The 22,804-nt window shown below is 48.8% G+C and carries 22 protein-coding genes and 1 tRNA gene; 3 read left to right on the plus strand and 20 right to left on the minus strand.

Translation table 11 applies throughout. The features are described from left to right. Window positions 1-201 precede the first annotated feature (201 nt). The 16 genes from strainIA91_RS09635 to strainIA91_RS09710 form a co-directional block, all read right to left on the minus strand. Window positions 202-2,262 (minus strand): sodium-translocating pyrophosphatase, encoded by a 2,061-nt coding sequence (locus strainIA91_RS09635; RefSeq protein WP_400166568.1) that lies wholly within the window; start codon window positions 2,260-2,262, stop codon window positions 202-204. Continuing rightward, window positions 2,259-2,873, minus strand: coding sequence for an aminoacyl-tRNA hydrolase (pth, locus tag strainIA91_RS09640; RefSeq protein WP_400166569.1), 615 nt, complete (start codon window positions 2,871-2,873; stop codon window positions 2,259-2,261). Before pth ends, strainIA91_RS09635 begins: the two co-directional genes overlap by 4 nt. Before the next feature lie 9 nt (window positions 2,874-2,882). Then, on the minus strand, window positions 2,883-3,542 hold the full coding sequence (locus tag strainIA91_RS09645; protein WP_400166570.1) for a 50S ribosomal protein L25: 660 nt from the start codon (window positions 3,540-3,542) through the stop codon (window positions 2,883-2,885). Between the two features lie 30 nt (window positions 3,543-3,572). Continuing rightward, complete coding sequence (locus strainIA91_RS09650) at window positions 3,573-4,517, minus strand: ribose-phosphate diphosphokinase (RefSeq protein ID WP_400166571.1); 945 nt, start codon at window positions 4,515-4,517, stop codon at window positions 3,573-3,575. Between the two features lie 53 nt (window positions 4,518-4,570). Continuing rightward, window positions 4,571-4,641 (minus strand) — tRNA-Gln (locus strainIA91_RS09655). A 3-nt stretch (window positions 4,642-4,644) separates the two neighbouring features. After that, window positions 4,645-5,484: a 4-(cytidine 5'-diphospho)-2-C-methyl-D-erythritol kinase gene (ispE, locus tag strainIA91_RS09660; protein WP_400166572.1), complete on the minus strand. Its 840-nt coding sequence runs from the start codon at window positions 5,482-5,484 to the stop codon at window positions 4,645-4,647. Beyond that, a complete protein-coding gene (gene gltX / locus strainIA91_RS09665) occupies window positions 5,484-6,908 on the minus strand; it encodes a glutamate--tRNA ligase (protein WP_400166573.1) in 1,425 nt (474 codons plus the stop codon). Before gltX ends, ispE begins: the two co-directional genes overlap by 1 nt. Before the next feature lie 641 nt (window positions 6,909-7,549). After that, a complete protein-coding gene (gene ispF, locus strainIA91_RS09670; RefSeq protein ID WP_400166574.1) occupies window positions 7,550-8,029 on the minus strand; it encodes a 2-C-methyl-D-erythritol 2,4-cyclodiphosphate synthase in 480 nt (159 codons plus the stop codon). Then, window positions 8,001-8,723, minus strand: a complete 723-nt coding sequence (gene ispD / locus strainIA91_RS09675; RefSeq protein WP_400166575.1) for a 2-C-methyl-D-erythritol 4-phosphate cytidylyltransferase — start codon at window positions 8,721-8,723, stop codon at window positions 8,001-8,003. The genes ispF and ispD overlap by 29 nt, the downstream gene beginning before the upstream one ends. Before the next feature lie 5 nt (window positions 8,724-8,728). After that, a complete protein-coding gene (gene queA, locus strainIA91_RS09680) occupies window positions 8,729-9,799 on the minus strand; it encodes a tRNA preQ1(34) S-adenosylmethionine ribosyltransferase-isomerase QueA (protein ID WP_400166576.1) in 1,071 nt (356 codons plus the stop codon). Next, window positions 9,786-10,820 carry a Holliday junction branch migration DNA helicase RuvB gene (gene ruvB / locus strainIA91_RS09685; RefSeq protein WP_400168257.1) on the minus strand — a complete coding sequence of 345 codons (1,035 nt, stop codon included), beginning with the start codon at window positions 10,818-10,820 and terminating at the stop codon, window positions 9,786-9,788. Before ruvB ends, queA begins: the two co-directional genes overlap by 14 nt. Before the next feature lie 4 nt (window positions 10,821-10,824). Beyond that, window positions 10,825-11,796, minus strand: a complete 972-nt coding sequence (locus strainIA91_RS09690; protein WP_400166577.1) for a transketolase family protein — start codon at window positions 11,794-11,796, stop codon at window positions 10,825-10,827. Then, window positions 11,793-12,647, minus strand: coding sequence for a transketolase (locus strainIA91_RS09695; protein ID WP_400166578.1), 855 nt, complete (start codon window positions 12,645-12,647; stop codon window positions 11,793-11,795). Before strainIA91_RS09695 ends, strainIA91_RS09690 begins: the two co-directional genes overlap by 4 nt. Window positions 12,648-12,719: 72 nt before the next feature. After that, complete coding sequence (locus tag strainIA91_RS09700) at window positions 12,720-13,004, minus strand: peptidylprolyl isomerase (RefSeq protein WP_400166579.1); 285 nt, start codon at window positions 13,002-13,004, stop codon at window positions 12,720-12,722. 17 nt (window positions 13,005-13,021) lie between these two features. Continuing rightward, window positions 13,022-15,190 carry a cation:proton antiporter gene (locus tag strainIA91_RS09705; RefSeq protein WP_400166580.1) on the minus strand — a complete coding sequence of 723 codons (2,169 nt, stop codon included), beginning with the start codon at window positions 15,188-15,190 and terminating at the stop codon, window positions 13,022-13,024. Further along, window positions 15,183-15,599: a hypothetical protein gene (locus strainIA91_RS09710; RefSeq protein ID WP_400166581.1), complete on the minus strand. Its 417-nt coding sequence runs from the start codon at window positions 15,597-15,599 to the stop codon at window positions 15,183-15,185. Before strainIA91_RS09710 ends, strainIA91_RS09705 begins: the two co-directional genes overlap by 8 nt. A gap of 96 nt (window positions 15,600-15,695) precedes the next feature. Between strainIA91_RS09710 and strainIA91_RS09715 the strand changes: the two genes are divergently transcribed. Both strainIA91_RS09715 and strainIA91_RS09720 read left to right on the plus strand, forming a co-directional pair. Next, complete coding sequence (locus tag strainIA91_RS09715) at window positions 15,696-16,478, plus strand: MBL fold metallo-hydrolase (protein WP_400166582.1); 783 nt, start codon at window positions 15,696-15,698, stop codon at window positions 16,476-16,478. Between the two features lie 36 nt (window positions 16,479-16,514). Beyond that, on the plus strand, window positions 16,515-17,357 hold the full coding sequence (locus strainIA91_RS09720) for a peptidylprolyl isomerase (protein ID WP_400166583.1): 843 nt from the start codon (window positions 16,515-16,517) through the stop codon (window positions 17,355-17,357). 56 nt (window positions 17,358-17,413) lie between these two features. Here the strand turns inward: strainIA91_RS09720 and strainIA91_RS09725 are convergent, their stop codons facing one another. Both strainIA91_RS09725 and strainIA91_RS09730 read right to left on the minus strand, forming a co-directional pair. Beyond that, window positions 17,414-18,508 (minus strand): ATP/GTP-binding protein, encoded by a 1,095-nt coding sequence (locus strainIA91_RS09725; protein WP_400166584.1) that lies wholly within the window; start codon window positions 18,506-18,508, stop codon window positions 17,414-17,416. 145 nt (window positions 18,509-18,653) lie between these two features. Next, on the minus strand, window positions 18,654-19,484 hold the full coding sequence (locus strainIA91_RS09730) for an aldo/keto reductase (protein ID WP_400166585.1): 831 nt from the start codon (window positions 19,482-19,484) through the stop codon (window positions 18,654-18,656). 293 nt (window positions 19,485-19,777) lie between these two features. Here strainIA91_RS09730 and strainIA91_RS09735 point away from each other — a divergent pair, with 293 nt between their 5' ends. After that, window positions 19,778-20,143 (plus strand): helix-turn-helix domain-containing protein, encoded by a 366-nt coding sequence (locus strainIA91_RS09735; RefSeq protein WP_400166586.1) that lies wholly within the window; start codon window positions 19,778-19,780, stop codon window positions 20,141-20,143. 34 nt (window positions 20,144-20,177) lie between these two features. Here the strand turns inward: strainIA91_RS09735 and rnr are convergent, their stop codons facing one another. Beyond that, window positions 20,178-22,316 (minus strand): ribonuclease R, encoded by a 2,139-nt coding sequence (rnr, locus tag strainIA91_RS09740; RefSeq protein WP_400166587.1) that lies wholly within the window; start codon window positions 22,314-22,316, stop codon window positions 20,178-20,180. Next, the gene (locus strainIA91_RS09745) at window positions 22,317-22,802 is read right to left on the minus strand and encodes a hypothetical protein (protein WP_400166588.1); all 486 of its coding nucleotides are present in this window, start codon (window positions 22,800-22,802) and stop codon (window positions 22,317-22,319) included. Window positions 22,803-22,804 lie beyond the last annotated feature (2 nt).

Below are 22,804 nucleotides of genomic sequence, written 5' to 3' on the forward strand. Positions count from 1 at the left end.
GAATGATGAATGATGAATGATGAATGAAGATCCGGTGAAACAGGGTTCCCAGGCCGTCAGTTGGCGGTTGGGCATTTCACGGGATGAATTGAGTTTTGAGTAATCGATCATTCAATTTTCCTTCTTTTCATGTGAGTCATCGAGCAGACCTCCACAAGGAGGTTGTATCGATGTACAAGTTTCAATTATCAAATCTTCTCCCTATGTAATGATGGGTGCAATCACAAGGGAGACGACGGACATCAATTTGATGAGGATGTTGAGGGATGGTCCGGCTGTATCTTTAAAAGGATCGCCGACGGTATCGCCCACCACGGAAGCTTTATGGGCATCGCCCCCTTTTCCTCCCAGGTGTCCGTTTTCAATATATTTTTTCGCGTTATCCCAAACACCCCCTGCATTGGCCATAAAAATCGCCATCAGCACACCGGTAACAGTCGTCCCTGCCAATACACCGGCCAGCATATACGGGTCATAAAAGCCCACAAGGACGGGCACACCCACAGCCAGAAGTCCGGGAAGAACCATCTTACGGATAGCCGCTTTCGTGGAAATATCCACACAGCGTTTAAAATCGGCTTTGGCTTCACCGGCCATAAGTCCCTTGATTTCCCGGAACTGCCGTCGCACTTCCGTAATCATGGAAAAAGCCGCATCGCCTACAGCCTGCATGGCCAGAGATGTAAAAAGAAAGGGCAGCATACCACCGATAAGGAGTCCGGCCATAATCCGGGGTTCCGTCAAATCAATCTGATCAATGCCTGCCGTCGTTTTATAGGCATTAAAGAGAGCCAGAGCCGTTAAAGCTGCCGAACCTACAGCAAAACCTTTGCCGATAGCAGCTGTGGTATTCCCCACCGCATCCAGGGCATCGGTCCGCTTACGGACAGACTTTTTGAGTCCGGCCATTTCGGCGATTCCCCCGGCATTATCAGCAATAGGGCCGAACGCATCCACCGAAAGTTGGACACCAATCGTTGTCAGCATACCCAGTGCTGCAACAGCAATGCCGTAGAGGCCGGCAAAATGATAAGCCATCATGATGGTCCCGGCGAGAACAATAATCGGCAAAGCCGTACTTTTCATCCCCATGCTCAGGCCGGAAATGATATTGGTTGCAGATCCGGAGGAAGCTGCATCGGCCACACGTTTTGCAGGGGACTTGCTATCCGATGTAAAATATTCCGTAATGAGTCCAATGAGTGTTCCTGCCAAAATTCCAAACAGGGTGGCAATAAACACACCGGAAGCGGACAATCCTGCCATACGTCCTGAATCAAAGGTTCCGGAGGGTAAAACCCGGGTGATAATGAACCAGGAGAGGATAATCATGAGGATGGCAGCCCCGTATTCGCTGATATTGAGGGCCGTTTGAGGTTTTATTTTTTCACTTCCCCGGACCATAAACACAGCCACCAGAGAGACAAGAATTCCCACGGCGGCCAAAACCAGGGGCAGCATCACAAAACCGCCGGAAAAACCACCGCCTACAGAGACAGTAGCTCCCAGGACCATGGCTCCAATGATGGATCCCACGTAAGATTCAAACAAATCAGCCCCCATACCGGCCACATCGCCCACATTGTCGCCCACATTATCGGCAATCACCGCCGGATTCCGGGGATCATCCTCCGGGATACCGGCTTCCACCTTTCCCACCAGGTCCGCTCCCACATCAGCGGCTTTTGTATAAATGCCGCCGCCTACACGGGCAAAGAGGGCAATGGAACTGGCACCCAGGCTGAAGCCACTCAGAATAGGCAACACGGTCTGTTGAATAGTCACAGGATCACTGCCCAGATACCGGACATAAGCCCAAAACAGAGAACCCAGCCCAAGAAGTCCCAGACCGACGACACTGAGTCCCATGACGGATCCTCCGGAAAAGGCAATGACCAGGGCTTTTGCCAGGCTTGTTTTGGCTGCCTGGGTTGTGCGGACATTGGCGGCAGTTGCCACCCGCATGCCGATAAATCCTGCCAGGGCACTGGCAAGGGCACCCGTTATGAACGAAAGGGCGACAAGCCGTAAAATCCCACTGTTGCTCAGAATCAGCAAAATGGCCACAACCACAACAAAGAGGCTTAATACGCGGTATTCACGGACGAGAAAGGCCATGGCGCCTTCCCGGATATGCCGGGAAATTTCCACCATCTCCTTTTCACCGGGATCTTGTTTGATAATCCAGCCGGAACGAATCAGGGCATAAACCAATGCCAGGGCACCCACCGCTGGAACCATGATAAGTATCCATTGAATCATGGTGTTACCTCCTTTGTTTCATCATCTGAAACAGATTCCGGATCTTTGTCCTTCTCCGAACGGTTATAATGGTTCATGACGATGTTCAAATCCTCTTTCAAGAAGAGTTCTGCAGCATTGGCGGCTTTTTGGACCATCTCCTTCACCGTTTCACGTTCTTCGGGCAAAAAAGGTTTGAGTACATAAACCTCGGCATCGGTCTGCCGGCGTTCCGGAGTATTGATGCCGATTTTAATCCGCGGGATATCCTGAGTTCCCATCACACTGAAGACGGATTTGAGTCCGTTATGCCCACCGGCAGAACCGGTCGGACGGATTTTCAGCCGCCCGAAATCCACATCCAGATCATCATGAATGAGAAGGGTCTCCCGGGGATTCAGGGGATAGCGCCTGTCGACATCTGCCAGAGCCTGGCCGCTCAGGTTCATGAAGGTCATGGGTTTCACCAGAAGGGATCCGTCGGACATACGGGTTTCCAGAAAAGCACCCCGCCCGGATTTGAAGGTCAATCCGTGACGGTCCGCCAGCTCATCCAGAACCATAAAGCCCAGATTATGGCGGGTTTGTGCGTATTTTTTTCCGGGATTTCCCAGTCCAACAATCACCTTCATAACTCCGTTTTATTCCTCTTCTGATCCTTCGGCTTCTTCACCTTCTTCAGTCTCTTCGCCTTCTTCACCTTCCAGTTCCTCTTCAGCTTCCTCAGCCTCTTCTTCAACCAGTGAAGCCTTGGAAGGCGGAGTCACAGAAACAATCAGGGCCTCGGCAGGAGTTACAATATCAATCCCCTCAAAAGTCAGATCACCCACATGGAGGCTTTCATTCATGTGAAGATTGCTGATATCCACATCCAGTTCGTGGGGAATTTCACCGGCTTTACAGCGGACGAGCAACTCGTACAGGTGGGTATCCACCACACCACCCTCTTTGAGTCCGGGAGGTGTTCCCAGGAAATTAATGCGGACTTCCACTTCAATCATTTCCTGAAGACTTACACCCTGAAAATCGATATGGACTATCTCGTCCGTCACCGGGTGGTACTGCAATTCCTTAAAAATAGCTTTCTTGGGCTTTTTCGCTTCATCCACATAAAGATCGATAAGCCGTTCGCCGGTTTTCAGCACTTTATGCAATTCCAGCAAATCCACACTTAACGGAATGGACTTTTCCGAATGGGTGTAGTAAATCGCGGGAATCCGTCCGGTAGTCCGGAGCTTTTTCATTTTCTCTTTTCCCAGTTCTTCCCGCTTTGAAACATTCAGTTTTACTGCTTCTGTCATGTTATTTTATCTCCTGTTATCCGTTGATTTCTATCTGAAGAGAACGCTGATAGAATCTTCATTGTTCGTTCTCTGAATGGCTTCGGCAAAAATATCCGCCACCGAGACCACCTCCATTTTAGGGATCCGTTTCTCTGCCGGAAGGTAGATGGTATCCGTGGTGATTACCCGGTCAATGGGTGAATCCTTGATCCGTTCAATGGCTTCTCCTGACAAAACCGGGTGGGTGAACATGGCATAAATATCCAGGGCGCCCAGATCTTTCAGCCTTCGGGCACCGGCTACCAGGGTCCCGGCTGTATCACACATATCATCCACAATAAGGGCCCGTTTCCCTTTCACTTCACCAATCAGGTGCATGACTTCGGACTGGTTATGAGCAGTCCGCCGTTTGTCAATAATGGCCAGGCTCCGGTTCAATACACCGGCATAACTTCGGGTCCGGTGGACACTTCCCATGTCAGGGGCCACAATCACCAGGTCGCTGCTGGTATCCTCACTCAGGGAAAGGCAGTGTTCCAGAAGGGCCGGCCGGGAATAGAGGTGATCAAAAGGGACGTCCACATAGCCCTGAATCTGGGTGGAGTGAAGGTCCATCGCCATAATCCGGTCTGCCCCGGCCTTCACCAGCAAATCCATGAATAACCGAGCCGAAATGGGCACCCGGGGCTGATCTTTCCGATCCTGTCGGGCATAGCCGTAATAGGGCAGAACTGCTGTAATACGTGCAGCCGAAGCCCGACGGGCCGCATCCAAAATCAGCAGAAGCTCCATGTAATTTTCTGCCGGAGAGTTGGTGGACTGGATGATGAAGACATCCTTGCCACGGATACTCTCTTCAAAGCGGACCCAGATTTCTCCGTCACTGAACCGTTTAATGGTCAGGGGACCTACCTTGACTCCCAGTTTGTCACAGATTTTTTCCACCAATGGCCGGTTGGAACTGCCGGAAAAAACTTTTAATTCACCGTACATGGGCTTACACCTCTGATTTGGGTTAATAAAGGACTGTTATATGTATGAATGAGCTCAGGGGAGAGGAGTCGAACCCCTATTGACGGGACCAAAACCCGCTGTCCTGCCATTAGACGACCCCCGAGTATCATGTCAAACCCCGCGGCTGACACATGACAATACGGCCATATTCCTGAAGTTTAGATACACAGGATCGGGCCTTGTCGTCAGAGCAGAATATTCCATACACAGTCGAGCCGGAACCCGACAAAGCGGAGAATGTCGCCCCCGCTTCAAGCAGCGCGGACTTTATCGCTCCGATTTGTGGATATGCCGGAATAATCACCCTTTCAAAATCGTTTTCAAAAAACCGCCAGGCAAATCCCTGGCGCAGAAAGCTTGGAATATTAGTTTTTTTCACCGTATCAGTCAAGGAAATTCTCAAATCCCTGTAGGCCTGTTGTGTTGAAACTGAAAAGGGCGGCATCACCAGCACTGCGGTCCAGTCCAGAGGAATGGAAACTGGCTCCAGTTCGTCCCCAATACCCTTGGCATAGGCCGATCCCCCTGCAAGAAAAAAGGGGACATCTGCTCCCAAAGAGAGGGCCAGAGATTTAAGGGGTGGCTCATGGTGGCACAAGGGCCGGAAAAATTTCAGGATAGCCGCCGCATCGGAAGATCCGCCTCCCAGTCCGGCACCCGGTGGGATCTGCTTATCCACAAAAATATTTGCTCCCAGATCCTCCGGTAACCAGGGTTTTATTGCATTTACAGCTTTAAGAATGAGGTTGGATTCATCCAGGGGAATATCCTTTCGGTTGGAATCCAGGCTAAAGTGTCCTGAACGATTCACCTCTAAACGGATTTCATCGGCAAAATCCAGCTCCTGAAAGATCGTTTCCAGCAAATGGTATCCATCTGACGGTCTGCGCCCTAAAATCCGCAACCCGATATTGATTTTTGCATACGCCTTGAGGGATGCCTTCATTAAAGGCCTTTCAGTGCTGTTTCCAGTCGACGGATCATTTCCTTATTCCCCAAATAAAAGGCAATGACCCCCAGTTCCGGGCCGTGGATTTCACCTGTTAAGGCAATGCGGACCGGCATCCAAAGATTTTTGCCTTTTATGCCTGTTTCTTTCTGTACCCCTTTCATCAGGGGGAAAAATCCTGCCGGGTCATCCAGGGATTGGACCTGGAGTTTTTCTTTTAAAGCCTGAAGGACCGTTCGGGTGGATTCGGCAGCCATCAGTTCGGCTGCTTCTCCTTCCTGGGGCAAGGAAACTCTGGACACAAAGGGTGCCAGTCTATCCGGGATTTCATCAAAACGCGTAAGCCCGGATTTTATGGCCAGAAGAGCTGCATCACCCCGGTCATTCAGCACAGTGCCGGACAGCCATTGACGGGCTTCTTTCAGATAAGCAGCATCCTCCATGGCCTGAATATATTGCTGGTTCATCCAGTCCAGTTTTTCTGTATTGAACACTGCCCCCGCCTTGTTCACCCGATCCAGAGAAAACAGCTCAATCAACTTATCCATGGAGAATATTTCACGGTCGTCACCGGGATTCCAGCCCAGGAGAGCCAGAAAATTATTCAAAGCCTGAGGCAGATAACCTTTCGCCAGGTAGTCTTCCACTGCCACATCGCCCTGACGTTTGGAAAGCTTGGATTTGTCCGGATTCAGCAAAAGTGGCAAATGGGCAAAAACCGGTGCTTCCCAGCCCAAATATTCATATAAAAGCAGATGTTTGGGCAGAGAGGGTAACCACTCTTCCCCGCGGATCACATGGGTCACCCCCATGTAGTGATCATCCACCACATTGGCAAAGTGATAAGTGGGAAAACCATCTGATTTCAACAGCACCTGATCGTCCACGCGGCTGAATTCTACCGTCACTTCTCCACGGATTTCATCATGAAAGGTCATGGCGCCTTCATCAGGGACCCGCATCCGGATGACATGAGCCTCTTTTTGAGCCCTTTTTTCCGCCTCCCTAGGATCCAGATGCCGGCAGTGGCCATCATATCCCGGTGCCTCGCCAGCGGCAATCTGTCGTTCCCGGAGTTCTGCCAGGCGTTCCGATGAACAGAAACAGCGGTATGCCTTACCTGAAGACAGAAGGCGGAGGATTTCTTTATTATAGATTTGCAGACGCCGGCTTTGATAATAGGGACCTTTTTCATCCTCCTTATCCGGACCTGCATCCCAATCCAGCCCCATGGCCCGAAGGCTTTTCACCAGATTTTCCACAGCTCCTTCCACATAGCGGGACTGATCCGTATCCTCAATCCGAAGGATAAATCGACCCCCGTGCTTCCGGGCAAACAGATAATTATATAATGCTGTTCTGTGTCCTCCCACATGTAAATACCCTGTGGGACTAGGCGCAAAACGGACAATTACGGTCATTGGAATTCCTTTTACGTTAAGATGTTGAGACGTTTAGGCGTTGAGCGCTCACTTCGTTTGCTGTTCAAACGCTGCTGCACAGCTTTCGGGCACCACTTCGTGGTGTTCAAGCACCTCACTTCGTTCGGTGTTCAATAGCCGCTTTGCGACTTTCAATCACCACTTCGTGGCGTTCAAGCACCGCTTTGCGGTGTTCAATCGCTGCTGCGCAGCGTTCAAGGATCTCACTTCGTTCGATCTTCAATCCCAGCTATGCGGTTTTCAAAGGGTAACTTCTTTTTTGAACACAGCGAATGCTGAGCGCAGCTAAGCAATTGAACGGCATGAAGTGCCGCTTGAATTTTTGAACGCCAATGGCGTTTGAATGTTGAGCCAGAGACGTACCAATCCCCCAATCAATCCAATCATCCAATCAAACCAATCATTTCTGTGAAATACGCTGCGCTCATTTCACGGGGCAGGCAATCATCTCCTAGAAGTTGGAAGCTGGAAGTTGGAAGTTAGCGTCGCTCCGCTCCTTGTGTGTCAATCAAATCAATCAATTCAATCTAGTCAATCGACTTTTCAACTTTCGACTTTCGACTTTCGACTTTCGACTGATGACTGACGACTGTCGACTTTCGACTGCTGACTGCCGACTATCAACTTCCTCTTATCAAACAAACGGCCATCGCTGCCACCCCTTCTTCCCGTCCGGTGAATCCCAATCCTTCTTCGGTGGTGGCTTTTACGGAGACAGTTTCCAGGGGAGTGTGCATCATCCGGGAAAGATTCTCGCGGATTTTGGGAATGAAAGGGGCAATTTTCGGTTTTTGAAGGATCAGGGTCGCATCCACATTTACGATGGCATATCCCTGTTGTTCCAGCAGAGAAACCACCTTTTCCAGGAGTTTCAGGCTGTCCGCATGATGATAAGCCGGGTCTGTATCGGGAAAATGGGTCCCGATATCTCCCAGGGCAGCGGCACCCAGCAGGGCATCCATCACGGCATGGGTCAATACATCGGCATCGCTGTGGCCGGCAGGACCTTTGGGATGGGGGATGGTCACACCGCCAAGAATCAAAGGGCGTCCTTCTGTCAGGCGATGGACATCATATCCCTGGCCAATACGAAGATTCATATTTTTTTACCAGCATTTCCGCCATTTGCAAGTCAAAGGGCGTGGTTATTTTAATATTATCCGGTGTATCTGGAATCACAGCCAGCTTATAGCCGTACCGTTCCGCCAACATACACTCATCGGTGCCATAAAAATGATCAGAATAAGCTTTTTCATAGACAGTTTTCAGGATAGAGGCGTGAAAAAGTTGTGGAGTATGGATCTGAACCAGAGAATCCCGGGGTACAGTTCCAGTGATTTCCTGCCCTTCCGTTTTCTTTATCGTATGAACCACCGGGATACCGGCAGCAGCACCGTGAAATTTTTTTAACAATTGCATGCCGTCATGAAGCACAGAAGGGGCAAAAAAGGGTCGGACAGCATCATGGACTGCCAACACGCTGTTTCCCGGGGTGGCAGCCTGAATACCCTGCCAAACCGAATCCTGTCGTTCCTTCCCCCCTTCCCGGATTTTGACAGGGATAGTAGATTTCAGGGAAGCGGCAAGGGTTTCGGCATCCTCCCGGATGGCAGGGGAAACGACCAGAATTATTTCAGATACGAGGGGATTTGTCAGGAAACGGGTAAGGGTATACCAAAGGACAGGCTTGTCTTTGATTGAGAGGAAGGGTTTGGGGACTGAAGCGCCCATTCGTTTTCCCTGACCGGCGGCAGGAATAATAACGGAGACACTTTCGTGTGCTAAGGTTTGCATAAATCTCAGAGAATCAACATGGCATCGCCGTATGAGAGAAACCGGTACTTTTTATCCACGGCATGCTTGTAGGCCTTCAACAGAAAATTACGGTCCACAAAAGAGGCCGCCAGAATCAACAAGGTGGATTTGGGTTGATGCAGATTGGTCAGTAAGGCATCCACCACCTTGATTTCCTGAGGCGGAAAGATGAATTTATCGGTCCAGGCTTTTTTCGGATTCACATCCGTGCCTGTAATCAGAGAGGATTCCAGGGCCCTTACCACCGAGGCACCCATGGCAATAATCCGCTTCCCCTTCTCTTTTACAGCATTGATGGTTTCTGCCGACGATTCGGAAATTTCAAAGTACTCCGAATCCATGTGATGGCGGTGCAGATCTTCCACCATGACCTGCCGGAATGTCCCAAGGCCGATATGGAGGGTAATAGGGACCATCTTCACGCCCTTTTTTTCGATTTTCTTAACCAGTTCCTCATTGAAATGGAGACCGGCAGTCGGTGCTGCTACGGCACCGGGTCTTTCAGCAAAAATGGTCTGATACCGTTCACGGTCCATGGGTTCACTATCACGGGTAATATAGGGCGGAAGGGGTGAGTGTCCTTCTTTCAGGACAAATTCCATAAATTCTTCATTGGAGCAATTATGCCGTATCACCCGCCCGCCGGAGACGGTATTGTCAATCACATCGCTGTAAATATCCTCATTAAAGCGGAGTTTATTACCAATGCGAACCTTTCGGGCCGGTTTAACCAGGATTTCCCATATCTGGTTCTCCAGTTCCCGCAAAAGAAAGACCTCCACAGCCGCGTCGGTTTTATCCTTTTTGGCAATCAGTTTAGCCGGAAATACCCGGGTATCGTTATAAACCAGGCAATCCCCCGGCTCCAGATAATCCACAAAATCCTGAATATGTTTATCTTCCATTTTCTCTGTATCAGAGTGGACGACCAGCATCCGGGAATCGCCCCGTTTTTCTGTCGGATACTGGGCAATGAGTTTCTCCGGTAACTCATAATCAAAATCCGACAGCCGGTATGTTTTTGGCTGGGTATCAAAAATTTCAAACTTCGTCATTGAAGAGTGTCTCCTGTCTCTTTGGGTTCGAAAGTTCCAGATTCAGGTGTTCATACGCCCTTAGCAGAGCAATCCGTCCCCGGGAAGTACGCTTCAGAAATCCCTCCTGAATCAGATAGGGTTCATAGACTTCCTCGATGGTTTCCGCCTCTTCCCCAATGGCAACCGCCAGATTCTGGAGTCCTACCGGCCCCCCTTCAAAGGTCTTCACCAGGGTTTTTAAAATACGGAGATCCATCTCATCGAGCCCCAGATTGTCCACTTCCAGCATTTCCAGTGCATCCCGGGCTGTTTCCAGGGTAATCACACCATCAGCCCGTACCTGGGCGAAATCTCTGCACCGCCGAAGCAATCTGTTGGCGATCCGGGGCGTTCCCCGGGAACGACGGGCAATTTCGGCAGCTCCTTCCGGTGTAATATCTATATTCAATATCCCCGCAGAACGGGTGATAATACGTGTCAGATCCTCAAAATTGTAGTAATCCAGGCGGAGAACAATCCCGAAACGGGCCCGGATAGGAGAGGTCAGAAGTCCTGCCCGGGTTGTGGCTCCCACCAGTGTAAATCCTTCCAGATCCAACTGAATGCTCCGGGCGCTGGGACCTTTATCGATCATGATGTCAATCCGGAAATCCTCCATGGCGGAGTACAAATACTCTTCCACCACCCTGTTGGTCCGGTGGACCTCGTCGATGAAAAGCACATCGGAAAAGTTCAGGTTGGTCAGCAAACCTGCCAGGTCACCTGCCCGCTCCAGTACCGGTCCGGAGGTAACCTTGATCCCGGCGTTCAGCTCATGGGCGATGATGTGAGCCAGAGTGGTTTTCCCAAGTCCGGGAGGCCCGAACAGAAGCACATGATCCAGGGGTTCCCCCCGCTTTTTGGCTGCCTGAATGTAGATTTTCAGCTTTTCAACCAGGCGTTGTTGTCCGACAAATTCTTTCAGGACAGCAGGTCTGAGGGTGGTTTCCAGTTCTTCTTCCTGTTCCTTCCAGGCAGGATTGGTAAATTCTGTCCTCATCATATCATTTTCGTTTGAGAACTTTCCGGACAGCCTGAGCAATATCGACAGCCCTGAGATGGTAATAATCCAGGAGCTCATCGGCTTTTCCGGACTGGCCAAACTGATCTTTCATGCCTACCATTTCAACAGGGACCGGCTTATTTTGCGTACTCCATACCGATACGGCACTTCCAAGTCCACCCAGGCACTGGTGTTCTTCCGCCGTGACAAAAGCTCCCGTTTCCAGGGCAGCTGCCATAAGGGCTTCATGATCCAGCGGCTTGACGGTATGCATATTCAGCACACGGACGGAAATATTTTCTTCTGCCAGGATTTGAGCCGCCATAAGGGCTTCATAGACCAGCACACCGTTGGCAATAACCGTCACATCTTCTCCATCCTGAAGCATAAGAGATTTACCTATCTCAAAAGGAGCCTCTTCCGATGTGACCAGAGGTGCACTTTGCCGTCCCAGGCGGATATAAAAAGGGCCTTCCATCTCTTTTACTGCCGTCAGGGCTTTGACGGCTTCCCGGGTGTCGCAGGGGACAATCACCCGCATACGGGGCAATGTCTGCATCAGGGCCACATCTTCCAGCATCTGGTGGGTGACCCCATCCTCGCCGACTGTGACACCGGTATGGGTTGCTACCAGTTTGACATTGGTATTGGAATAAGCCAGCAATACTCTCACCTGGTCATAACACCGCCCGGTAATAAACACGCCGAAGGTGGAAACATAAGGCAGGAGTCCTTCCCGGGCCATGCCGGCTGCTACGGCCACCATATTTTGCTCGGAAATCCCCATATTGTAAAAGCGGTCAGGGAATTTATCGGCAAACCAGTTTGCCCGGACTGATCCGGAGACATCGGCAGTTAGCACCACAATCCGGTCATCCGTTTCACCCATGGCGGATGTCGCCAAACCGAAGGCATCCCGGGTGGGTTTCTTTTGGACCTGTGTAAAAAGATCTTTATCCAGATAGTGTGTCATGCTTTGTTTCCCCCCTGATAATAGGCTTCAATTTCCTGTAGTGCTTTTTCCGCTTCCTCATCCTTGGGTGGGGTACCGTGCCATTTTGACACACCATCCATAAAAGAGACGGGAAATCCCAGTTTGGTTCGGAAAAGAATGATCGAAGGTTTTCCCTTGTAATTTTGGGCCATATCAAATGCTTTAAAAATATCGTCAAAATCGTTGCCATTGGCTTCAATCACATGCCAGCGAAAAGCTTTCCATTTATCCGCCATCGGTTCCATGGTAAGGATATCTTCCGTATTGCCGTCTATCTGAATAAAATTCCGGTCCATAAAAACGGTCAGGTTATCCAGTTGGTGATGACCGGCGCTCAGGGCTGCTTCCCAGATGGAGCCTTCCTGGGATTCACCATCCCCGATGGAGCAGTAGACCCGGTGTGACGCCTTTTTCTGCCGTGCGGCAAGGGCCATCCCTACGGCAACACCCAGACCGTGTCCCAGACTCCCGGTAGATATTTCAATCCCCGGTAAATTGGTCCGGCTGGGGTGTCCCTGCAGACGGCTGTTCAATTTGCGTAAGGTCATGAGTTCTTCCACAGGAAAATATCCGGTATGGGCCATGGAGGCATAGAGAATGGGGGCCACATGACCGTTGGATAATACAAAACGGTCGCGCCCCTCCCAATCTGGATTGGAGGGATCATGCTGTAAAATTTTAAAAAAAAGCGCGGCAAAAATATCCGCCAGTCCAAGAGAACCGCCGATGTGGCCTGATTTCGCCTGATGAACCATGCGGACACAATCCACGCGAAGTGTATGTGCTTTTTCCTTTAAAACCCTGAGGGTCCTGCTATCTGGATTGGTCATTCAAATTCTCCGGAGTATGATTTTAAATTAAGACATGGATGAAATTTACAGATATTTCAAAGGATAGGCAATTCAACTCTCTTTCCGTTCACCGGTCTTTCGGATGATATGATATCCGAATTGGGTTTTCACCGGACCTATCATTCGCCCTTTACCCCCCTTTTTAACAGCATCTTCAAAAGGTTTCACCATCTGTCCTTCTGAAAACCATCCCAGATCACCCCCTTTACTCTTACTGGGACACGTTGAAAAATCCCGGGCAAGGGCTTCAAAAGAGCCACCTGATTTCAGCCGCTTGATAATCGCATCGGCCAGTGATTTATCCCGGACAAGAATATGGCTTGCTCTCCATTCCATATAGGTTTCCTTTTTATTTATCCTTCACTTTCAGTAAGAAATTGGTAAACGGCCTGGGGAGTTTTACAGTCCAGTATTTTCCGAACGGCGTCTTCCTTGCTCATAACAGCGGCAATATGTGCCAAAATCTGGATATGGGGGACTGTCTTATGTTTGGGGGAAAGAAGAAGGACAAAGACCCGTGAAGGTTCCCCGTCGAGGGATTCAAAATTCACACCCTTTCGGTGAATCCCCACTGCCAGGGTAATAGCACCCACATTGTCTGTCCGTGCATGGGGAATGGCCAAGCCGTTTTTCATACCTGTACTGAAAGACTGTTCCCGTTCCCAGACGGCCTCAAACACCCCCTTTTTATCGGTGATCTGATACTGGGAATCCAGGATATCCACCAATTCTTCAATAATTTCTTTCTTGGAAGATCCCCTTAGGTTGAGCCGGATACAGCCCGGATCCAGGACCCGGCGGAGATCCACCCGCTTGTCATCTTTCCCTTCCATAAAATCGTTCTTCAGAGATTCGGGTTTCGTGATATCTTTCAGATCATTGATAATTTCATTCAGCTCCACAAAGGATTCATACATAAGGGTTTTTACGTAATGGGTATCATCAGGAGAACTTTCAAAATAGATGCCGTTGGGTTTGCAGATCATGGTTATAAAAATGTCATTCTTCCGGATATGATAGTACTTATGCCCCATTTCCATCTGATTGATAAAAAACCCCTCATCCCGGAAGAGCTGAAGACTCTTGGCAGAGACAAACTCCACCGTTTCCAGGGTTGGGAGAGAAAACTCGGTCACGACACTTTCCGCAGGGAGTAATTCTTCCGTTGTGCCCATTTTTTCTTTTTTAAAGAGTGAATCCAGGATAGGCGGCGTAGAGACAGTTGTGAGCATACTCATAAAAATCACCATCCCAAAAACATCCCGGCTCAGGAGTCCGGTACTGAGACCAATCCCGGCAATGATGAGAGCCACTTCAGCCCGTGGAGCCATGCCGAATCCCACCCGCAGGGCACCTAAAAGGTTAAATTTCCTGAAAAGCAGGGGAATGCCGCACCCCAAGATTTTGGCCAGAATCGCGCCCAGGGTATATATGAGTCCTAAAAAGATGATGGTCCGGGAGCTGAAGACACTCAGATCCACCATCATGCCGGAAACCACAAAAAAGACAGGGACGGCAAAGAGGTAGAGGCTTTTCAGGGATTCCTGGATGACATAGTTCAAATCTGTTTTGGACAGGCTGAGTCCCATCACATAAGCTCCGATAATCATAGCCAGCCCGGCTTTTTCAAAAATTCCAGCTAAAAGCAGAGCCAAGCCGAAAGCCATAATGGCAGGGACGTTGATTCCTTTGAAGATCTTCAGAAAATTACTGATCCGTTTGGACAGAACCAGTCCGAGGATAGTGAACAGCAACCACACACCGATTGCTTCTGCCCCCAGACGGAGTACATATCCCCAGTTCACAGTTTGCCCGGAGTCATTCAGGACGGGAATCATGCCCAGAATCACAGCCAGCAATACAATTCCCAGAACATCATCAATCACGGCAGCTGCCAGGATAGTAACCCCTTCCGGTGTATCCATTTTCCGCCGTTCTGTCAGGATCCGACCGGTAATGCCTACAGAGGTGGCTGTACTGATGACCCCCAAAAAGAGTGTTTCAGGATGAAGAAAGGGCAAATCCAGCAGCAGCATACCGGTCCATGCACCCAGAAGAAAGGATACAATCACACCGGCAATTCCCACAATTACTCCCGTGGCTGACAGACGGAGGAAAAGGGAAAAATTGGTTTCCAACCCCACCATGAAGAGGAGCAGGACCGAGGCTATGGTGGCAATGCCGTAGAGTTCAGGAGATACAGGCAGGGTTGCCCCGGGATTCAAAGCAAGATAAGTCCCGAAAAAACCATGTTCAAAACCGGGGAGGGGAATACCACCCAGGAGGTAGGGACCGATGATAATACCGGCTGTCAGCTCACCCACGACACCTGGAATTTTTATTTTTTCAAAAAGGATGGACATTCCTTTTGCGACGAAGATAATGACTCCCAGTTGAAGGACTAACAGTTCCATTTTATGCATCATGGAATGGGAAAGTCCGCTGACTTCTGCAAAAAGGATGATGGGGATAAGGAGAAAGAAAAAGGTTCTGCTGATTATTTTCCACAGGGATTTAGGCATGATCTTCTCCTTTGCCTTTAGGATACAGGGTGCTGTAAGTCCGGCGGATTTCCAGTTTCAGCCACAGAATCAGACATACCTGATGGAGGAGGAAAAAGAGAATAAAGGAAATCATCAGTGGAATCGGCTCAAGGCCGGCTTTCAAAATCAGGAGGAGCAGAATCACTACCAGAGCAACAAGTCGAAAGACAATGCTGCCCATCAGTCGTTTGAATGTCCCCTCTTTTCCACTGACGGCAAACCAGGCTGCCGAGACTGTATTCAGAAAACTCAGCAAGGCCGGCCAGCACCAGGCCGCCGGGAGGCCGTGGGGAGAAAAAAGACGGATACCTGCAAGTGGAATCACCGTCATAAGGAGGAGTATGAATGAAAAAATCCAGAATGATCGGATTGTCATTGTGTGGAACATGGTTTAAAATTTAATGAATTTCCCATGATTTTATTAGGGAAAACTCCTGTTTCATGGGATGAAAATCAATAAATTCCCCTGTTGAAAGGATGATGCATGATATTACAGGTTTTGGCCAGCGGCAGTAAGGGAAATGTAACATATATTGAAAATGAGGGACAATCCATCCTTATTGATGCAGGATTATCCTGCCGTGAGACGGTCCGCAGACTCCGAGCCGCCGGGCGTGAACCTGAAAAATTGAGTGGTATTTTCATCACCCATGATCACCGGGATCATATAGCCGGAGCCCGTGTTTTAAGCCGGACCTTCGGGATCCCCGTGATTCTGAGTGAAACGCTGTATGCCGCTGCAGGACACCAATGGCTGAAGGATGTTCATCAGATCTCACTTTATACCCGGGGAAGTGATATCCACCTGAAATCCATGTTCATCCGGCCTGTCCCCGTGAGTCATGATGCGACGGAAACGGTGAATGTGATTGTCTCCAACGGGCAATATGCTGCAGGGATTTTCACTGATTTGGGGACTGTCTCATTACCAGTGAGCACGTATGCAGCCGATGTGGATTTACTGATGGTGGAAGCCAATCATGATCTGGAGATGCTGCAAAACGGTCCATACCCTTTATGGCTTCAACAGCGGATCCGGTCCAATCACGGTCATTTATCCAACGACCAGTGCGGAACCCTCCTGGTGGAATCCTGCCGGAAGGGACGGGTAAAAAAAATGATCTTGGGCCACATCAGCGAAGAAAACAACCGTTATGATCTGGCATATACATCTGCCACCCGATATCTGAAAAGAGAAATGATTGATCTGCCGCTGTATGTTGCAAAACAGAGAGAAAGTTTGGAAGAATTGAAAATTGAGGATTGAGAATAGCATCTCAATATACACGAAGAGGAGGAATACATGAAAATAAAACACATAACCTTGATTCTTTTCGTTCTGATGACAGCCTTGTCCTGCGGCCGGAAAGGTGGGATTTTGGAAATTCAGGCGGACCGGGAATCAGCGGATGTCTATCTGGATGATACGCTGGTCGGGCAGACACCGTTAGTGCTTGAAGAAGTAGAGACGGGGAAGCATATCCTAAAGATCCAGAAAAAAGAAGATGGACACCTTTACGAATACCAGGAGGTTTTTACCATGCCGGAGAAAGACGATAAACGCATTGAAGCCAGTTTAACCCGTTTACTGACAGAAAAAGAAATTGACGATATCCTGATAGAAATTGCCCAAACCCACCCCCAGCCGGTGAAAGAAGATGAGCGGGCTGTGATTGAAACACCATACGGTCGCATTGTGATTCAGTTTTTCCCCGAAGAAGCACCTGTTCACTGTGCCAATTTTAAGCGGCTGACCCTAGCAGGTTTTTACAATGGAACAACTTTTCACCGGGTGATACCGGGTTTTATGATTCAGGGTGGAGACATTCTTTCCCGTGATGACAACCGGTACAACGATGGAACAGGCGGCCCGGGATACACCATTCCTGCAGAATTCAATGCCATTCATCACGGTCCGGGCATTGTTTCCATGGCACGGGCTCAGGATCCCAACAGCGCCGGATCCCAATTTTTTATCTGTCATAAAGACGCCGGATTTCTGGATAAAAAATATACCGTTTTCGGAAAAGTCACAGAAGGCATGGATGTGGTGGATAGAATCGCAAACGCTGAACGGGACAAGCGGGATAATCCTTTGGTTCCCATCCGGATGAAGGTTACAATGACGACTGTCGATGCCATGTAAAAAGAGAATAGACAGGAAATAAATGCTAAGATCCCCGTTGATGAGCGGGGATTTTTTTATTCCATCGTCGGAACAGCCCCGGTTCTGCCTTCCAGATAGTAGTCAGGAAAACGTCCCCGGCGCCAGATCCTGCCGCTTCCCCGGAAATCACAGAGGGAATACATCTGGAATGTTCCTTCACGGTTTGAATGGATCAGCCACACCTGATCCCGACGGGATACATCATGGGATATGCTATAGGGACTGAGGGTGGTTACAATCAGCTGGCTGCCCAGAGGATTGGTGCGGGGATTGTTGAAACGGGTCAGTATGGCTTTCCGGATGAGGGGATGAAACAAATCCCAGTAGCCATGAAGGATGATCACAGAGTGGAAACGCAGGGCGTAAAAGAGTTCTGCCAGGATAAGTGTCTCTTCCCTGAACTGGAGAGGCAGGGATCCGAAAGGAATTTCCGGCTGGTGTTTCCACCGGAAGGTGAGATTATCCACATGACCTGAATCTCCGATAATCTGATCAAATGAAGGGTCTGCCTGCTGTAGAAATGCGTTCAGATCCGCCAGGACATCCTCAGGGATTTTCCGGATAATAAATTCATGATACCGGCTCCTGTCCAGACAACGCATGAAAGCATGGGGCAGGATATCCCGCAACCCCTGGGGGAATAATCTGACCGCCGTTCCCAGAAGGAAATTTTTAGGTCCCGCCATATGCCGCCGAACCAGTTCTGTCAGGTCTGTAAAACGGCTATTGACTTCGAAAACATCTTCCCGCTTGGAAAAAATATAGGTTTCCCGCTTTTCTTTATAATAGAGCCACTCGGCCGTTATACGTCCTTCCCGGATATCAAAACCGTATCGATAGCGGATTCCATCCCTTAGCCAGATCATTTCCCGTTCTCCATCAATACCCGGCATGAGCCGTTCGGACTGCATGGCATCCAGGAAACGTTGAAGCGCATCGTAGCAGATGGCTGTTACCCGGCTGTTGGAGCCCAGGAGAGCTGAAAAACGTAAAAGAGAACCTTCAGGTGTATCTTGTATCAGTCCCGTCCCTACATCAAGATGTAAAGCTTTAATAGAAGCCGCCGACAGGCTAAATGCCCGTGACCCTTCGGTTACTCCCGGAATATTGAATGTAAACTGGATAAACATGATAAATCTCCTGTATCACGTGATATCAATATAACTTGTGCCACAGGAAAATTCCAGTCTTTTTACCCCCCTACCACCTACCCCCTACCACCTACCCCCTACCACCTACCACCTACCACCTACCACCTACCACATACCCCCTACCTCAAAAATCAAAACCCTCCGGATCCGGTCCCATGTGCTTTCCACGATCCAGAGCATCAAGGCGTTTCATATCCTCTGGTTCAATCTCAAAGGAGAAAATATCCGCATTACTGATGATCCGGTCCTTTTTGACAGATTTGGGAATTGGTAGAATATTTTTTTGTCTTGCCCAACGAAGGGTGATCTGAGCCGGAGTCCGATTGTATTTTTCTGCCAGTTCTGCAATTTCCGGGACATCCAGAAAAGCGCCTTGCATGAGGGGTCCCCAGGACTCAAATACGATCTGATGTTCGGCACAAAAGGCTCTTAAATCGTTGTGCTGAAGGTATGGATGGCACTCCACCTGATTCAGAGCCGGTGTGATATGAGCTTCTTTGAGAAGGTCCTGAAGATGATGGACATGGTAGTTACTGACTCCAATAGCCTTCACCTGTCCCTCTTCCAGGAGTTCTTCCATGGATTTCCAGATAGAGACATACTTATTGGGAACCGGCCAGTGGACAAGATACAAATCCACATAATCCAGTCCCAGCCGCTCCAGACTCTTATGCAGGGCTTCCCGGGCCTCTCCCTTACGGATATCATCGTTCCAGAGTTTCGTCGTGACAAAAATCTCTTCACGTGGTATACCGCTTTCACGGATGGCTTTGCCTACGGATTTCTCATTTTTATATACGGCAGCCGTATCAATCAGACGGTACCCTGCTTCAAGAGCCCACAAGACCGCCTTCCGGGTTTCATCACCCTCTTTGGACAAAAAGGTTCCCAATCCCAATACGGGAATATCCGGTCCATGATTCATTGACAGCCTGCTTTGCAATGATTCTTTCATCTTACCTCCTTATCAGACTTTTTCTATTAGAGATGACACAAAAGACAGGTTACAAATAATAACTATAAAACGTATAGCGGCCCACCCTGGGAGTTAGACGTCATGTGTCCTGAAGGGGGCCGCTATAACATAAGTAATTTACAATAATGTGCGATTTAATTCAAATTTGTCACTTCTCCGGACATTCTTTTTTGAAGTTCCCGTACATATCATTATATTTTCAAAATAAGAAAACATAATAAATATGTATACAATACACCCAACTTACCCAAAAATAACTACAAATTGTCAACATGTCAAGAAATAATTTACATTTTGTCAACACCATTTTGGATCGGATCAAAGAATATTACACACTGAAAACAGATCTTGATTTGGCAAATTTTCTGGAGGTCCACCGAAGTACGGTCTCGGCCTGGCGGCGCCGGGGGGCCATGGATTACGGACTTGTTTTACGAAAATGTACCGACCCGGACCTAAACTGGCTTATTTATGGAGAAAAAACCCGGGAGGATACTTATCCCCTTATTCAAAACAGGGAACAGGTCCAGGAAGAAACAGAAAATGAAAACGATCCAGAAACATTAAAAAACCGCCTGGATGCGTACCAAAAAGTCACAAAAGCAATACGTGATCTCCTCTCACAACTACCAGATTAAATTCTTTTTTTAGTATTCATCTTATGTAATTCTCTTATTTACTTTGGCCGGATCCCTTTTGTTTTTCATCTTCATCTTTCACCAGATGAAAATCCACCTCCATATGTTCCAGGGAAACCCGGGCAACCCGGACCTTTACGTGATCTCCCATACGGAAGCGCTGCTTTGAACGCCGGCCTGTCAGGGTGTAAGCTTCAGGATTAAATTCCCAGTAATCAGAAGGCAGGAATTTCCGGTGAACCAGTCCCTCCACCAGCATTTCAGGAATTTCCACATAAAATCCGTATTGAACCACTCCAGATATGATCCCCTGGAAAACATCTCCCAGGTGTTTTTCCAAAAATTTAATCTGTTTGATTTTATGGTACTCCCTTTCGGCATTTTGAGCCCGGATTTCACAATCGGTGGATTTTTTCGCCGCAACATCCAGAGATTCTTTTAAGCTGTTCCTGTCTTTGATTGTTTCATTTTTCAGGTACTTCCGTAAAAGTCTGTGAACCATCAAATCGGGATACCGGCGGATGGGGGATGTAAAATGCGTATATTCCTCAAATGCCAAACCGAAATGCCCCAGTGGTCTTGTATCATACCGGGCTTTCATCATGGTGCGCAAAGCAATTTTTTCCAAAAAGTATCGGGCATCCGTATCCTGTACCGCCAACAGGGCATCCCTGAAATCCGCAGGACGTACAGAGCGCCCCTTCACGGCTTTTTCAAAACCAAAATTTCTCAACAACTTGAAAAAGGCCAGTGTATCGTCTGGTTTGGGTGTCTCATGGACCCGATAGATAAAAGGCAGGGGATCCTGACGCTTTTGAATGAACCGGGCTACGGTTTTATTGGCAATCAACATGCATTCCTCAACAATCCGATGACTCCACAGGCGTTTCCGGGGATAGATTTCCGTGGGGAATCCCGAATCATCCAGGATATATTTCGGTTCAGGAATATCAAAATCGATGCTTCCTGCCTTACTCCTCACATCACTCAGTGTTTTGGCAAGCTTGAAGAGGGTGGATATTTCCCCGAAATACTCCCCCTTCCCCTGGTCCAGAATTTTCTGCACTTCTTCATAGGTAAAACGACGCCGGCTGTGGATGACTGAAGGGGTGATACGGCTTTTAAGGACTTTCCCTTTAGAACTGATGGTCATCAGAGTGGAAAAACTCAAACGGTCTTCGTCCGGATTCAGGGAACACAATTCATTGCTTAATTTTTCCGGTAACATGGGAATGACATGACGGGTAAAATAGACGGATGTCCCCCGCTTCAGGGCTTCTTTATCCAGAGGGGAACCTTCCGGCACATAGTGACTCACATCGGCTATGTGGACCCCCAGTTCATAGGTGCCGTCGTCATTGACACCTATGGACAGGGCATCATCAAAATCCCGGGCATCTTCAGGATCGATGGTAAAGGTCACAAGATCCCGGAAATCGGCACGGCCGTCCAGTGAGATTTTTTGGGATGTTTTCTCAGCCTGTTCCAAGACTTCTGCCGGAAAACGGTCTGGAATGCTGTACTGATTCGCCACCAGCACTGCATCAAACTCTTTTGTGTCCCGACTGCCGATAAGACGCGTAATCCGCCCGTATGGCCGGCGTGTGATATCCCGCCAATCCGTGATCTCCACCGAGATCATACTTCCGTCGTCGGGTTTATAACCGTTGAAATCGGTAATGACCACATCTTTCCGGAGTTGTGCCGTCTCGGGAATACCCAGGGAATATCCCCGAACCTCACGATAAATGCAGACAAATTCGTTCCGGCCCCGTTTCACCACACGGCGGACAAAACCTTCCGGGTTATCCCCTTTTTGTTTCTTTAAGATTTTGACGCTGACTGTATCCCCATGACAGGCATGGCCCAGATCGTCAGCGTGTATAAATATTTTTTTGCCGTCCGGTGTATTGACAAAACCGAACCCTTTGGCATGAATATCCAGAACCCCTATCGTTTCCGATGGTTCCTCATGTCCCGGCAGTCCGTAAACGTTGCCCTGATACCGCTTAAGCTGACCTGCCCGGGCCAGATTTTTCATTGTATCCCGCAGTAAGGGATAATCCCGTTGTGATACATTCAGGGTGGTTCTGAGTTTTTTGGGTTTCATCCGGGTAGATGGATTCTCTTTAAAAAAGGCCAGCACCTGTTGTGCAAAATCGTTGTGTTTCATTTATTCGTCCGCATAGAAATAAGCGGCTCCTTCGTTTTGTTTTGAAAATATCTGTGTTTTAAAGGTTTCATCCATGAGGATTTCATAGTTTTGAGGATTAAGATAGCGGGCGGTTACCGTCACCGATCCATTCTCTTCCACCCGTATTTTAACATAATTAATCACATATCCATCCCCTATAGGATTGGCGATGAGGACTGATTTGGAGGCCACCACAAAAGCCGGATGATCTCCAAAGAGTCCGGCAGGAAACCATTCAAAGGTCTCCATATCCATGCCTCCTACAGCCCCTGGCGAAGACTCTGCTTTTTCACCATCGATAAAGAGATCACATTCTCCATAATGTAAAATCACCCGGACCCTTTCACCACCATTCAGTGCCTTCATTAAGGCAGGATAGGATGAAAGCAAGCGGGGACCAGCAAAGATGGTGAGGGGGAAAATTGAAATCAGCAGCATAAGAGTTTTCAGAATACGCATCGTCATGA

The organism is Candidatus Neomarinimicrobiota bacterium (assembly GCA_041154365.1).
GTDB classification, from domain to species: Bacteria; Fidelibacterota; Fidelibacteria; order Fidelibacterales; family Fidelibacteraceae; genus Fidelibacter; species Fidelibacter multiformis.

What these genes read in the sequence shown, in the direction of transcription:
- strainIA91_RS09635 (WP_400166568.1), bottom strand. Translation starts at nt 2,262, where the DNA reads ATGATTCAATGGATACTTATCATGGTTCCAGCGGTGGGTGCCCTGGCA.
- pth (WP_400166569.1), bottom strand. Translation starts at nt 2,873, where the DNA reads ATGAAGGTGATTGTTGGACTGGGAAATCCCGGAAAAAAATACGCACAA.
- strainIA91_RS09645 (WP_400166570.1), bottom strand. Translation starts at nt 3,542, where the DNA reads ATGACAGAAGCAGTAAAACTGAATGTTTCAAAGCGGGAAGAACTGGGA.
- strainIA91_RS09650 (WP_400166571.1), bottom strand. Translation starts at nt 4,517, where the DNA reads ATGTACGGTGAATTAAAAGTTTTTTCCGGCAGTTCCAACCGGCCATTG.
- ispE (WP_400166572.1), bottom strand. Translation starts at nt 5,484, where the DNA reads ATGAAGGCATCCCTCAAGGCGTATGCAAAAATCAATATCGGGTTGCGG.
- gltX (WP_400166573.1), bottom strand. Translation starts at nt 6,908, where the DNA reads ATGACCGTAATTGTCCGTTTTGCGCCTAGTCCCACAGGGTATTTACAT.
- ispF (WP_400166574.1), bottom strand. Translation starts at nt 8,029, where the DNA reads ATGAATCTTCGTATTGGCCAGGGATATGATGTCCATCGCCTGACAGAA.
- ispD (WP_400166575.1), bottom strand. Translation starts at nt 8,723, where the DNA reads ATGCAAACCTTAGCACACGAAAGTGTCTCCGTTATTATTCCTGCCGCC.
- queA (WP_400166576.1), bottom strand. Translation starts at nt 9,799, where the DNA reads ATGACGAAGTTTGAAATTTTTGATACCCAGCCAAAAACATACCGGCTG.
- ruvB (WP_400168257.1), bottom strand. Translation starts at nt 10,820, where the DNA reads ATGAGGACAGAATTTACCAATCCTGCCTGGAAGGAACAGGAAGAAGAA.
- strainIA91_RS09690 (WP_400166577.1), bottom strand. Translation starts at nt 11,796, where the DNA reads ATGACACACTATCTGGATAAAGATCTTTTTACACAGGTCCAAAAGAAA.
- strainIA91_RS09695 (WP_400166578.1), bottom strand. Translation starts at nt 12,647, where the DNA reads ATGACCAATCCAGATAGCAGGACCCTCAGGGTTTTAAAGGAAAAAGCA.
- strainIA91_RS09700 (WP_400166579.1), bottom strand. Translation starts at nt 13,004, where the DNA reads ATGGAATGGAGAGCAAGCCATATTCTTGTCCGGGATAAATCACTGGCC.
- strainIA91_RS09705 (WP_400166580.1), bottom strand. Translation starts at nt 15,190, where the DNA reads ATGCCTAAATCCCTGTGGAAAATAATCAGCAGAACCTTTTTCTTTCTC.
- strainIA91_RS09710 (WP_400166581.1), bottom strand. Translation starts at nt 15,599, where the DNA reads ATGTTCCACACAATGACAATCCGATCATTCTGGATTTTTTCATTCATA.
- strainIA91_RS09715 (WP_400166582.1), top strand. Translation starts at nt 15,696, where the DNA reads ATGATATTACAGGTTTTGGCCAGCGGCAGTAAGGGAAATGTAACATAT.
- strainIA91_RS09720 (WP_400166583.1), top strand. Translation starts at nt 16,515, where the DNA reads ATGAAAATAAAACACATAACCTTGATTCTTTTCGTTCTGATGACAGCC.
- strainIA91_RS09725 (WP_400166584.1), bottom strand. Translation starts at nt 18,508, where the DNA reads ATGTTTATCCAGTTTACATTCAATATTCCGGGAGTAACCGAAGGGTCA.
- strainIA91_RS09730 (WP_400166585.1), bottom strand. Translation starts at nt 19,484, where the DNA reads ATGAAAGAATCATTGCAAAGCAGGCTGTCAATGAATCATGGACCGGAT.
- strainIA91_RS09735 (WP_400166586.1), top strand. Translation starts at nt 19,778, where the DNA reads ATGTCAAGAAATAATTTACATTTTGTCAACACCATTTTGGATCGGATC.
- rnr (WP_400166587.1), bottom strand. Translation starts at nt 22,316, where the DNA reads ATGAAACACAACGATTTTGCACAACAGGTGCTGGCCTTTTTTAAAGAG.
- strainIA91_RS09745 (WP_400166588.1), bottom strand. Translation starts at nt 22,802, where the DNA reads ATGACGATGCGTATTCTGAAAACTCTTATGCTGCTGATTTCAATTTTC.